General features: G+C 54.7%; 16 protein-coding genes. 15 read left to right on the top strand and 1 reads right to left on the bottom strand.

The window, feature by feature from the left end; genetic code table 11:
* Positions 1 to 34 precede the first annotated feature (34 nt).
* The 13 genes from urtB (at position 35) to ureG (ending at position 10218) form a co-directional block, all read left to right on the top strand.
* On the top strand, positions 35 to 1597 hold the full coding sequence (gene urtB, locus BLV87_RS02440; protein ID WP_093065032.1) for an urea ABC transporter permease subunit UrtB: 1563 nt from the start codon (positions 35 to 37) through the stop codon (positions 1595 to 1597).
* Between the two features lie 3 nt (positions 1598 to 1600).
* A complete protein-coding gene (urtC, locus tag BLV87_RS02445) occupies positions 1601 to 2713 on the top strand; it encodes an urea ABC transporter permease subunit UrtC (protein WP_093065034.1) in 1113 nt (370 codons plus the stop codon).
* Positions 2710 to 3501, top strand: coding sequence for an urea ABC transporter ATP-binding protein UrtD (gene urtD / locus BLV87_RS02450; protein ID WP_093065036.1), 792 nt, complete (start codon positions 2710 to 2712; stop codon positions 3499 to 3501). Before urtC ends, urtD begins: the two co-directional genes overlap by 4 nt.
* The gene (gene urtE, locus BLV87_RS02455) at positions 3502 to 4197 is read left to right on the top strand and encodes an urea ABC transporter ATP-binding subunit UrtE (RefSeq protein WP_093065038.1); all 696 of its coding nucleotides are present in this window, start codon (positions 3502 to 3504) and stop codon (positions 4195 to 4197) included.
* A gap of 49 nt (positions 4198 to 4246) precedes the next feature.
* Positions 4247 to 4945, top strand: a complete 699-nt coding sequence (ung, locus tag BLV87_RS02460) for a uracil-DNA glycosylase (RefSeq protein ID WP_093065040.1) — start codon at positions 4247 to 4249, stop codon at positions 4943 to 4945.
* 129 nt (positions 4946 to 5074) lie between these two features.
* Positions 5075 to 5296, top strand: a complete 222-nt coding sequence (locus BLV87_RS02465) for a hypothetical protein (protein ID WP_093065042.1) — start codon at positions 5075 to 5077, stop codon at positions 5294 to 5296.
* Positions 5289 to 6116 carry an urease accessory protein UreD gene (locus tag BLV87_RS02470; RefSeq protein ID WP_093065044.1) on the top strand — a complete coding sequence of 276 codons (828 nt, stop codon included), beginning with the start codon at positions 5289 to 5291 and terminating at the stop codon, positions 6114 to 6116. The genes BLV87_RS02465 and BLV87_RS02470 overlap by 8 nt, the downstream gene beginning before the upstream one ends.
* A gap of 13 nt (positions 6117 to 6129) precedes the next feature.
* Entirely contained in the window at positions 6130 to 6432 is a 303-nt protein-coding gene (gene ureA / locus BLV87_RS02475) for an urease subunit gamma (RefSeq protein ID WP_078921366.1), read from the top strand.
* 10 nt (positions 6433 to 6442) lie between these two features.
* Complete coding sequence (locus tag BLV87_RS02480; RefSeq protein WP_093065046.1) at positions 6443 to 6748, top strand: urease subunit beta; 306 nt, start codon at positions 6443 to 6445, stop codon at positions 6746 to 6748.
* Positions 6748 to 8451: an urease subunit alpha gene (gene ureC, locus BLV87_RS02485; RefSeq protein ID WP_093065049.1), complete on the top strand. Its 1704-nt coding sequence runs from the start codon at positions 6748 to 6750 to the stop codon at positions 8449 to 8451. Before BLV87_RS02480 ends, ureC begins: the two co-directional genes overlap by 1 nt.
* A gap of 9 nt (positions 8452 to 8460) precedes the next feature.
* Positions 8461 to 8931: an urease accessory protein UreE gene (gene ureE, locus BLV87_RS02490; protein ID WP_093065051.1), complete on the top strand. Its 471-nt coding sequence runs from the start codon at positions 8461 to 8463 to the stop codon at positions 8929 to 8931.
* Positions 8915 to 9595, top strand: a complete 681-nt coding sequence (locus tag BLV87_RS02495) for an urease accessory protein UreF (RefSeq protein ID WP_245706881.1) — start codon at positions 8915 to 8917, stop codon at positions 9593 to 9595. The genes ureE and BLV87_RS02495 overlap by 17 nt, the downstream gene beginning before the upstream one ends.
* 14 nt (positions 9596 to 9609) lie before the next feature.
* A complete protein-coding gene (gene ureG / locus BLV87_RS02500) occupies positions 9610 to 10218 on the top strand; it encodes an urease accessory protein UreG (protein WP_093065053.1) in 609 nt (202 codons plus the stop codon).
* Between the two features lie 3 nt (positions 10219 to 10221).
* Here the strand turns inward: ureG and ubiK are convergent, their stop codons facing one another.
* Positions 10222 to 10485: a ubiquinone biosynthesis accessory factor UbiK gene (ubiK, locus tag BLV87_RS02505; protein ID WP_093065055.1), complete on the bottom strand. Its 264-nt coding sequence runs from the start codon at positions 10483 to 10485 to the stop codon at positions 10222 to 10224.
* Positions 10486 to 10764: 279 nt separating this feature from the next.
* Between ubiK and BLV87_RS02510 the strand changes: the two genes are divergently transcribed.
* Both BLV87_RS02510 and BLV87_RS02515 read left to right on the top strand, forming a co-directional pair.
* On the top strand, positions 10765 to 11103 hold the full coding sequence (locus BLV87_RS02510) for a P-II family nitrogen regulator (protein ID WP_093065057.1): 339 nt from the start codon (positions 10765 to 10767) through the stop codon (positions 11101 to 11103).
* A gap of 15 nt (positions 11104 to 11118) precedes the next feature.
* Complete coding sequence (locus BLV87_RS02515) at positions 11119 to 12447, top strand: ammonium transporter (protein ID WP_093065059.1); 1329 nt, start codon at positions 11119 to 11121, stop codon at positions 12445 to 12447.
* The last annotated feature ends 6 nt before the right edge of the window (positions 12448 to 12453 follow it).

The following is a 12453-nucleotide window of genomic DNA, read 5'->3' on the forward strand; positions in this document are numbered from 1 at the left end:
GGGGGGAATTCTTTCTCGGTATTCAGGAAATAGTATGCTGAAAACGACTGATTTCACCCGTCTGTTGCTGTTGAGCGTGTTGTTGTGGCTTTGCCCACCGCTACAAGCTGAGCAGCAAAGCGCCACCCTCACCCAGGCTGCGCCGCTCTTTCAGGAAGCCTCTTTCGACAAAACCCGTGAAGCTGTGGATTTGCTGGCTGCCAGTGGTGACCCGGAGGTTGTGCCGTATTTGCAAGCCTTGCTGGATGGCAAGCTCTATCAAGACAAAGCACAAGGAACGCTGGTCATAGCTAAAGACGGAAACACGGGCGATGAGTTGCGCAAAATTCCCACCAACAACAGTTTGCGCAAATATTTGCGGGGCGCAGTGGGGCAACTCAGCTTAAGTCACCCCGATGCAGCAGTGCGCCTTAAATCCGCCAACGGTTTGCTGGAAACGGTCACGCCAGAGATGGCAACCCAATTGCGCGGATTGCTGGAAAAAGAAACGGATTCTGCCGTCAAAGAAGCCTTGTCACTCGGTTTGGCAATGGCGGATTTGAATGCTGCTGATAAAGCGGTGCGGCTAACGGCGATTGAATCATTGGCAGGCAATTTACACCCCGGTGTGCGCAATCGCTTGACCACCATGACGACCGATAGCGATGCCGAAGTTGCCAAGGCTGCACAAGAAGCCTTGCGCAGTATTGAAGACACCGCCGCGTTGTACGGTCATGTCGAAACGCTGTTTTTCGGCTTGAGCTTGGGTTCGGTGCTGGTGCTGGCGGCGATTGGCTTGGCGATTACTTTCGGCGTGATGGGCGTAATCAATATGGCGCACGGCGAATTGATCATGCTGGGGGCGTATACCACTTACATCGTGCAGCAGCTCATGCCCAACTTTATTGATTACTCGCTGTTTGTGGCAGTGCCTGCGGCGTTTATCGTGTCGGGTGCAATGGGGATTTTGATCGAACGTACCGTGATCCGCCATTTGTACGGGCGACCGCTGGAAACCTTGCTGGCGACGTTTGGGATTAGTCTGATTCTGCAACAACTGGTGCGCACGGTGATTTCGCCGCAAAACGTGCCGGTTTCCAATCCGTCGTGGATGTCGGGTTCGCTGGAAATCAATAGCGTGTTGTCGCTGACTTACAACCGCCTCTACATCGTGCTGTTTTGCTTGATGGTGTTTGCGCTGCTGTATTTTGTATTGCGCAAGACCAATCTGGGTTTGCAGGTACGTGCTGTGTCGCAGAATCGGGCAATGGCACGGGCAATGGGCGTGCGTTCGGCGCGGGTTGATGCGCTGACCTTCGGGCTGGGTTCGGGGATTGCCGGTGTCGCGGGTGTCGCGCTCAGCCAGTTGACCAACGTGGGGCCGAATCTGGGGCAGGCTTACATCATTGATTCGTTCATGGTGGTGGTGTTCGGCGGGGTCGGCAATTTGTGGGGAACGCTGGTGGCAGGCTTGTCGCTGGGCGTGGTCAACAAGGTGCTGGAACCGTGGGCGGGGGCAGTGCTTGCCAAAATTCTGGTGCTGGTTTTCATTATTTTGTTCATCCAGAAACGACCACGCGGGTTGTTCCCGCAAAAAGGTCGGGCAGCGGGGGATTAAGCCATGTTCATCACACGTATTCTGCAAAACGATCGGGGTGGGCAAATCATGCTCGCGGTATTGGCTTTAGTGCTGGTACTGGTTCCCGTCTTGAACTTACTCGTGCCGGAAGGCAGTTTTCTGCACATGCCAACGTACTTGGTGACGTTGCTCGGCAAGTATTTGACTTACGCACTGTTAGCCGTGGCGGTGGATTTGGTGTGGGGGTATTTGGGAATCCTCAGCCTCGGACACGGGGCATTCTTTGCCCTCGGTGGTTACGCGATGGGCATGTATTTGATGCGCCAAATCGGTGATCGCGGCGTGTATGGCAATGCCAACTTGCCGGATTTCATGGTGTTTTTGAACTGGAAAGAGCTGCCGTGGTTTTGGCAGGGCTTTGATATGTTCTGGTTTGCGATGCTGATGGTCTTGCTCGTGCCGGGGCTGCTGGCGTTTGTGTTTGGTTGGTTGGCGTTCCGTTCGCGGGTGACGGGGGTGTATTTGTCGATCATTACCCAGGCGCTGACTTACGCGCTGCTGCTGGCGTTTTTCCGCAATGAAATGGGGTTTGGCGGCAATAACGGGCTGACCGATTTCAAGGATATTTTGGGTTTCAGCTTGCAAGCCGATGGCACGCGGGTGACCTTGTTTGCGCTGTCCGGTCTGGCGTTGGCGGGTGGCTATTTGCTGTGCCGTTACATTATCAATTCCAAACTGGGGCGGATTGTGGTGGCGATTCGGGATGCGGAAAGTCGCACGCGCTTTGTCGGCTACCGCGTCGAGCATTACAAAGTGTGGGTGTTTACCGTGTCGGCGATGTTGGCAGGGATTGCGGGCGCGTTGTATGTACCGCAAGTCGGCATTATTAACCCCGGCGAATTTTCCCCGCTTAACTCGATTGAAATTGTGATTTGGGTGGCGATTGGCGGGCGTGCCACGCTCTACGGCGCGGTGCTGGGCGCAATTCTGGTCAATTACGCCAAAACCGTGTTCACCGGACTCATGCCGGAATCGTGGATTTTCATGTTGGGTGCGTTATTCGTGCTGGTCACGCTGTATTTGCCGCAAGGCTTGGCGGGGCTGGTGCAACAGTTTCAAGCAAAAGGCTGGTTACAACGGAGGGCTGCGGCATGAGCGAAGGCGCACATTTACGCCAACCGGAAACGGGGCAACCCGATGCTAGCCACAAGGCGATTCTGTATCTGGAAGGGCTGAACGTCAGCTTCGACGGATTCAAGGCTATCAATGACCTGACGTTGTACATCGACTCCGGCGAATTGCGTTGCATCATCGGCCCCAACGGTGCGGGCAAAACCACCATGATGGACATTATCACCGGCAAAACCCGTCCCAACAGCGGGCAGGCGTGGTTTGGGCAAACCGTGGACTTGCTGAAACTCTCCGAACCCGAAATCGCCAACGCAGGCATCGGGCGCAAATTCCAGAAACCTACCGTGTTCGAGTCGCACAGCGTCGCCGAAAATCTGGAACTGGCGATGCACGGCAATAAAAGCGTGTGGTACAGCCTCCGCGCCCGTTTGAGTGGCGAACAGCAAGCCTTGATTGATGAAACCTTGCAGACCATTGGCTTGACCGAGAACTACCATCAGCAAGCAGGCGCGTTATCCCACGGGCAAAAGCAATGGCTGGAAATCGGCATGTTGCTGGTGCAAAAACCGCATTTGCTGCTGGTTGACGAACCCGTTGCGGGGATGACCCATCAGGAAATGGAACGGACTGCCGAATTGCTCACCTCCTTGGCTGGCAAACATTCGGTGGTGGTAGTGGAACATGACATGGATTTCGTGCGTTCTATCGCCAACAAGGTCACGGTGCTACATCAAGGCAGCGTGTTAGCCGAGGGCACAATGGACGAAGTGCAAAACGATCAGCGCGTGATCGAAGTGTATCTGGGGGAATAAATGCTCAAAGTCGAACAACTCAACCAGTATTACGGCGAAAGCCACACGCTGTGGGATCTGGAAATGCACGTGCCCGCAGGACAATGCACCGTGCTAATGGGGCGTAATGGCGTGGGCAAAACCACCTTGCTCCAGTGCATTATGGGCTTGATCAAAGCGCGGGATGGCATGATTCAGTATCAGGGGCAAAACCTGCTGGGGGTGGATGCGGAAAAACGTGCCAATCTCGGCATTGGTTACGTGCCACAAGGGCGGCAGATTTTTCCGCTGCTGACGGTGGAGGAGAATTTGCTGATTGGTTTACCAGCGCGGCGCGATAAAGTGCGCAGTATTCCACCGTTTATTTTCGAGCTGTTTCCGGTGTTGAAGGAAATGCTGGGGCGGCGCGGCGGCGACTTGTCCGGCGGGCAGCAACAGCAGTTGGCGATTGGACGAGCATTGGTGCTTGACCCGAAATTGCTGATTCTCGATGAGCCGACAGAGGGGATTCAGCCGAATATTGTGGCGGAAATCGGTGACATTATCCGCAAGCTCAACAAGGATATTGGGCTGACGGTGTTGCTGGTGGAACAGAAACTGCCGTTTGCACGGAAAGTCGGCGATCGGTTTTGTATTCTGGATCGCGGGCGGCGTGTGGCGGAGGGGGAAATGCACACGCTGGATGATGGGCTAATTCAGCGGTATTTGACGGTGTGATGATGGCTGGATTGCGGCTTGACGTGGGGACGTGGTAAAAAGCTTGCTTATGCAAAACACCACCCTCCCCCCAAGCTGGCAAGCCGCCATCGGTGTAGAATTCACCAAACCTTACCTGCTCGCCCTGAGCCACTTTCTGCAAGCCGAAGCGGCGGCGGGTAAACACATCCTACCCCCGCCAGAACAGCGTTTCAACGCCCTGCAAAGCACGCCGCTGGATCAGGTCAAAGTCGTCATTCTCGGTCAAGACCCGTACCCCACGCCCGGACACGCGCACGGACTGGCGTTTTCAGTGCAACCCGATGTTGCCCCGTTGCCGCGTTCGCTGCTCAATATTAACCGTGAATTGCAAGACGACCTCGGCATTAACAACAGTCACACTGGCTGCCTGCAAGCGTGGGCAGCGCAAGGCGTGTTGCTACTCAACACCGTGCTGACAGTAGAAGCAGGCAATGCAGGTAGCCATCAAAAGTGCGGTTGGGAAACCTTCACCGATACCGTCATTCAAGCCATTAGCGCTCAAACTCAACCCGTGGTGTTTATCCTATGGGGCAATCACGCGCAGAAAAAAACGGAGCTGATCGACACCACCCGCCACTGCATTATCGCCAGCGCACATCCGTCGCCCTTGTCAGCGCGGCGCGGCTTTTTCGGTAGCAAACCGTTTTCCCGTGCCAATGCGTTTTTGCAGGCAAACGGCAGAACGCCGGTTAATTGGGCGCTGCCTTCTGTAAGGAGTTGGATGTAGGTCATACCTTGGCTCATCCGGCAGTTGTATGATGGAAATGCAAATGGCTTTCGTTGCCACACGTTGTACCGAGCGTTGGTACAAAACCTGCATCTTTTTGTTCAATTTGCCAGAAAGGAAACCGTACCCATGCAATCTTGCCGTGTACCCATGACATTCCTCCTTGCCCTATTGTCGGGCGTTACCGTTGCCCACGATGGCATTATGCACCACCCCGAAACCCATTCAGAGCTGACGCACTTTGCTGCACACCTGTGGATGGCAGTGCCAGTAGCAGTGGGTGCTGCCTTGTTGGTTTGGGGGGCAAAACGTTACCTCGCCAAACGCACTGACCCGTCTAAACGTGATTGAAACGGCGTGTACCCAAGGCTGGCAAGCCGAATTACGCCTCGGTTTCGTGCAGCATAGCACCAAAACTGTGCTTGCTAACCGTTCCCAGCGGGGGCCGTTGGCGGTGCAACGCCCCTTCTACCCCGAAGGCGACGTTTGCCATGCCTACATCCTGCACCCGCCCGGCGGTGTGGTGGGTGGTGATTGTTTGCAAATGCGCTTTCAGGTTGACCCTGCCGCCCATGCACTACTTACCACACCCGGCGCAACCAAGTTTTACCGCAGCGCCGGACTACAAGCGCAACAACACCAACATTTCCACGTTGCTGACGGCTGTCTGGAATGGTTGCCGCAGGAAAACATCTTTTTCCCCGGCGCAAATATCGCCTTGCACAGTACGATTCATCTGGACACCACCGCGCAATACATTGGCTGGGAAATCCACTGCCTCGGCCTGCCAAGCATTGGCGAACAATTCACGCACGGCAAGACCTTGTTCAAAACCGCCATTTACCGTGCGGGCAAACCGCTGTTGCTGGATCGCTTGCTGATTGCCAGTGAAGCCGATTTGCATACCGCTGCTGGATTACGCGGGCAACCCGTTATGGCAACGCTGTATGCAACTCCGGCTACCCTGGCACTACTCGAAGCCGTGCGCCCGCATTGCCAAGACATTGCCAACGGCAGTACTGGCGTAACCCTGCTCAATGGCGTGCTGGTCGTGCGTTATCTCGGCAATAGCACCGCGCAAGCACAGCGCTTATTCCGGCATCTGTGGCAGATTATCCGTCCCTTGGTCACGGGACGCTCCGCCACACCGCCGCGCATCTGGAATACTTAGGAGGAACAATACAATGGAACTCACCCCCCGCGAAAAAGACAAGCTGCTGCTATTCACCGCAGGATTACTCGCCGAACGCCGCAAAGCGCGTGGCTTAAAACTCAATTACCCCGAAGCGATTGCCTATATCAGTTGCGCAATTATGGAAGGCGCACGTGATGGGCGTTCCGTTGCCGAAATGATGGATTACGGGCGTACCTTGCTGACCCGTGACGATGTGATGGATGGTATCGCCGAGATGATCCACGACGTGCAGGTGGAAGCGACTTTCCCCGATGGCACGAAACTCGTCACCGTGCATGACCCGATTGTGTAAGGAGTACCCCATGATCCCCGGACAACTCTTCCCCGCCGCTGGCGACATCGAACTCAACGCAGGGCGCGAAACCGTTACCCTCACCGTTGCCAATACCGGCGACCGTCCGATTCAGGTCGGTTCGCACTACCATTTCTTTGAAACCAACAACGCCCTCGCCTTTGAACGTGACAAGGCACGCGGCTTCCGCCTCAACATCCCGGCGGGGACAGCGGTGCGCTTTGAGCCGGGGCAAACCCGTGAAGTCGAACTGGTAGCACTTGCGGGCACACGCGAAGTCTACGGTTTCCAAGGCAAAATCATGGGGGCATTGTAATGGCAAGGATTAGCAGACAGGCTTACGCTGAAATGTACGGCCCTACCACGGGCGACCGCGTGCGGTTGGGTGACACCGCACTCATTATTGAAGTCGAACACGACCATACGGTGTACGGCGATGAAGTCAAATTCGGCGGCGGCAAAGTCATCCGCGACGGCATGGGGCAATGCCAGCGCAACGATGCCGAAGTCGTGGACGTGGTGATTACCAATGCGCTCATTCTCGACCATTGGGGCATTGTCAAAGCCGACATCGGCATCAAACACGGGCGCATTGTCGGCATCGGCAAAGCAGGCAACCCCGATACCCAAGCGGGTGTGAATATTCTGGTCGGTGCAGGCACGGAAGCGATTGCAGGCGAAGGCCACATCCTCACCGCTGGCGGGATTGATTCGCACATCCACTTCATTTGCCCGCAGCAAATCGACGAAGCCTTAATGTCCGGCGTGACCACCATGCTCGGTGGCGGCACAGGGCCTGCGACCGGCACGAATGCCACCACTTGCACCCCCGGCATCTGGAATTTGCACCGCATGTTGGAAGCCGCCGACAGCCTGCCGATGAATCTCGGTTTCTTGGGCAAAGGCAATGTCAGCCAGCCCGAACCCTTGCGTGAACAAGTCGCCGCTGGCGCGATTGGTTTAAAACTGCACGAAGACTGGGGCACAACCCCCGCCGCCATCGACAACTGCCTGACGGTGGCGGATGAAATGGACGTGCAAGTCGCCATCCACACCGACACGCTGAATGAATCCGGTTTCCTCGAAGACACGCTGGCAGCCATGAAAGGGCGCGTGATCCACACCTACCACACCGAAGGTGCAGGCGGCGGACATGCCCCCGACATTATCAAAGCCTGTGGGCAAGCCAATATTCTGCCATCGTCCACCAACCCGACGCGCCCTTACACCATCAATACGGTCGACGAACACCTCGACATGTTGATGGTGTGCCACCACCTTTCCCCCGCGATTGCCGAAGACGTGGCATTTGCCGAAAGCCGCATCCGCCGCGAAACCATTGCTGCCGAAGACATTTTGCACGACCTCGGCGCATTTTCGATGATCTCCTCCGATTCGCAAGCGATGGGACGTGTCGGCGAAGTCATCATTCGCACTTGGCAAACCGCGCACAAAATGAAAGTGCAACGTGGCAGTCTCGGCACTGACCCCGCCACACACGACAACTTCCGCGCCAAACGTTACATCGCCAAATACACCATCAATCCCGCGATTACGCACGGTATTTCTCACGAAGTCGGTTCGGTCGAAGTCGGTAAACTCGCTGATTTGGTGTTGTGGAAACCGGCATTTTTCGGTGCAAAACCGAGCTTGATCATCAAAGGTGGCATGATCATCGCCGCACCGATGGGCGACCCGAATGCGTCGATTCCAACGCCACAGCCGGTGCATTACCGCCCGATGTTTGGCGCATTCGGCAAAGCCAAACATGCCACCACCATGACTTTCCTTTCGCAAGCGGGCTACAACGCGGGCGTGCATCAGCAATTGGGGCTGCAAAGCCTGATTGGGGTGGTGAAAAACTGCCGTACCATCAGCAAAGCCAGCATGGTTCACAATGACTACCAGCCGGTGATTGAGGTGGATTCGCAAACCTATCAGGTGCGGGCGGATGGTGAACTGCTGATTTGCGAACCTGCCAGCGAATTGCCGTTGGCGCAGCGTTATTTCTTGTTTTAAGAGGCTGAGATGTTAAAGATTGAACGGATTCTGGACAAAAGTAATGTGCCACAACGTCAGCCGCACTTGTCGCTGACCTTACCGCACGAACGCCGTATTATCAGCCGCCAGCGCGTCACCCTCGACGATGGCAGTGATGCAGGCTTATTCCTGCCACGCGGTTCCAGCCTGCAACACGGTGATGTCCTGCAAGGCGCAAGCGGTGAACTGATCCGCATCCAAGCTGCCCCCGAAACCGTTTCCACCCTGACGTGCGCCGACCCGTGGTTGCTGGCACGCGCCTGCTACCACCTCGGCAACCGCCATGTGCCGGTGCAAATCATGCCGGGCATGATCCGCTACCAACATGATCATGTACTGGATGACATGTTGCACGGTTTGGGCTTGCATGTGGTGGTGGAACAAGCACCATTCGAGCCGGAAGCAGGCGCGTATGGTGGCGGGCATTCGCACGGACATCAGCATGACCATGATCACTGATCTCGCGCTGCTACGGCTGCTGCATCTGGTCAGCCCGACCTTGCCGATTGGTTCGTTCACCTATTCGCAGGGCATCGAATGGGCAGTGGAATGCGGCTGGATTGCGACTCCCACAGATTTGCAAAACTGGTTGGCAAGTCAGTTGCATAGCGGCATGACGCATCTGGATATTCCTGTGCTGCAACGCCTGTATCACGCGGTCGAACGCGCTGATGTGGAAACGCTGGAATACTGGATTCACATCCTCAACGCCAGCCGCGAAACCAGCGAGTTATTGCTGGAGGAAAAAAATCGCGGGAGGGCGTTAACCGATTTGCTGATTGCCTTGGAAATTCCCAATGCTGCCCGCTGGAAACCGCTGCTGGCACAAAGCCAATCCGCCGCTTTCGTACTCGCTGCGGTGCATTGGCAGATTCCGCTGCAACAAACCGCTTACGGCTATGTGTGGAGCTGGCTGGAAAATTTGGTGCTGTCAGCGGTGAAAATCATCCCGCTGGGGCAAACGCAGGGGCAGAAGATTTTGCATGAAATGACTTTGTTGCTGCCGGAAGTGGTGACGCAAGGTTTGCAAGTGGCTGATGACGACATTGGCGCGTCATCGCCCGCTTTAGCCATTGCCAGCAGTCGCCACGAAACCCAATACACCCGTTTATTTAGATCGTGAAGAAAGGAAACCCCATGTCCAATCCCTTGAGAGTCGGTGTCGGCGGCCCGGTCGGTTCTGGTAAAACCGCGCTGCTGGATGCGCTGTGCAAAGCCATGCGCGACACTTACGACATTGCCGTTGTGACCAACGACATTTACACGCAGGAAGATGCGCAATTCCTGATGCGCAGCGAAGCCCTGCCCGTAGAACGCATTGTCGGCGTGGAAACCGGCGGTTGCCCGCATACTGCGATCCGCGAAGATGCCTCCATGAATCTGGCGGCGGTGGAAGATTTGCAAATCCGTTTCCCCGACCTCGACGTGATTTTCATCGAAAGCGGTGGTGATAATCTGTCGGCAACCTTCAGCCCCGAACTCGCGGATTTAACCATTTACGTGATTGATGTGGCGGAAGGCGAAAAAATTCCACGCAAAGGTGGCCCAGGCATTACCCGTTCTGACTTGCTGGTGATCAATAAGATCGACCTTGCACCTTACGTGGGGGCTTCGCTGGAAGTCATGGAAAGTGACAGCAAACGGATGCGCGGTGAACGTCCGTTTGTGTTTACCAATTTGAAAGAAAAGTTAGGCTTGCAGACGATTATCGACTTTATCGTCCACAAGGGGATGTTAACGGTATAAGCCTTACGCGCCAGCCTGCATTTGGCTTTGCTGGGCTTCGAGCTCAGCAAGCCGCTTTTCCAAGGCTTCCAGCTTTTCACGGGTACGCAATAGTACTGCTGATTGAATATCAAACTCTTCCCGCGTCACCAGATTCATCTTTTGCAGGCCGCCTTCGAGCAGGCCGCGCATGTTCTTTTCGACATCTTCCTGCATATTGCGCACCGGTTCGGGCAGGAGTGCCGATAATTTTTTTGCCAGATCATCGAGATTGCCAAAGCTTTGCATGAGGTATTCCTTAAACTAACTGAATGCCCCGGATTGTAGCAAATTCGGTGACAGTGTGGTTGGGTGGTGGGCTTAGTGCATTAATGCCGACCAATGCACTATTATGGTGCTGATGCACGCTCCGAAAAGGGGATAAGTCGACTAAATGGTGGTTTTTTTAAACAATTACTAGCTGTACCTTGTGGTCATGCGGCTTCTGAGTGATTGGCACGTCAATTGCAACATTCCTAGCGTTAAGCAATTAAATTTGGCATCCCTAACTAGCAAGGAGTTAGTTCTATGAAAATGGTTACAGCCATTATTAAGCCATTCAAACTCGACGACGTGCGCGATGCGTTGGGGGATATTGGCGTTAAAGGTATCACAGTCACTGAAGTAAAAGGTTTCGGGCGTCAGAAAGGTCATACTGAATTGTACCGTGGCGCAGAATACGTGGTGGATTTCCTACCCAAAATCAAGCTTGAAGCCGCCGTCGCCGAGTCGCAAGTGGATCAAGTTATTGAAGCGATCACTAAGTCTGCGAATACAGGCAAAATCGGTGATGGCAAGATTTTTGTCACCTCAGTAGAACAAGTTATCCGCATTCGCACTGGCGAAAGCGGTACAGATGCACTGTAAGGAAGGGGGAATTCCATGAATATTCGTCTTGGTTTAATGATGTTGGCGGCATTACTGGGTTTTTCCGGTGTGGCAATGGCTGACGAAGTAGCGGCTGCGGCTCCTGTGCCGGATAAAGGGGATACCGCGTGGATGATGCTGTCCACCTTGCTGGTTATTCTGATGATTGTACCGGGTGTGGCACTGTTCTACGGCGGTTTGGTTCGCGCTAAAAACATGTTGTCTGTATTGACGCAGGTGATGGCTATTTTCTGCATGATTTCGCTGTTGTGGGCGATTTACGGTTATTCGTTGGCATTCGGCGATGGCGGCAGCCTGAACTGGATGATTGGCGATTTCTCTAAACTGTTCTTGGCGGGCATTACCGCTGATAGCACCGCTGCTACCTTTACGGATGGGGTGGTCATTCCTGAATTGGTGTTTGTGTCCTTCCAGTTAACCTTTGCGGCAATTACCGTGGCACTGATTGTGGGCGGTTTGGCTGAACGGGTGAAATTTTCTGCCCTGATGATCTTCGGCGCATTGTGGTTCACCTTCTCTTACCTGCCAATCACGCACATGGTGTGGGCAACGGGTGGTTACTTGTTTGAAGCCGGTGATTTAGACTTCGCGGGTGGTACAGTCGTACACATCAACGCGGGTATCGCAGCACTGGTGGGTGCAATTGTACTGGGTAAGCGGGTTGGTTTTGGGCGTGACCCGATGCAACCACACAATCTGCCAATGACCATGATCGGTGCATCGTTGCTGTGGGTGGGTTGGTTCGGTTTCAACGCTGGTTCTAATCTGGAAGCGAATGGCGGCGCAGGTTTGGCTTTCATCAACACCATTTTGGCGACAGCGGCTGGCGGTATGGCGTGGATGTTGACTGAGTGGTTATTGCGCGGTAAGCCATCCATGTTAGGTGTAGCTTCTGGCGTAGTCGCAGGCTTAGTGGCGGTAACACCGGCTGCGGGTTTGGTGGGGCCGATGGGCGCTATCGTACTGGGTGCTATCGCCGGTGCATTGTGCTTGTGGGGTGTGACTGGCCTGAAGAAAATGCTGGGCTACGATGATAGCTTGGACGTTTTCGGTATCCACGGTCTGGGCGGTATCATTGGTGCGATTGGTACGGGTATCTTTGTTTCCCCAGCCTTAGGCGGTGTCGGTGTAGACGACTACTCGATGGGTGGGCAAGTAATTACCCAAGCATCAGGTGTTTTATTAACCGTCGTTTGGTCTGGTGTCGTGAGCTTTGTGTTGTTCAAATTGATCGACATGACCATGGGGCTGCGGGTATCGGAAGAAGAAGAACGCCAAGGTTTGGATACTGCTTCTCATGGGGAACGCGCTTATTCCATGTAATGAAAA

Source organism: Thiothrix caldifontis (assembly GCF_900107695.1).
GTDB lineage: Bacteria > Pseudomonadota > Gammaproteobacteria > Thiotrichales > Thiotrichaceae > Thiothrix > Thiothrix caldifontis.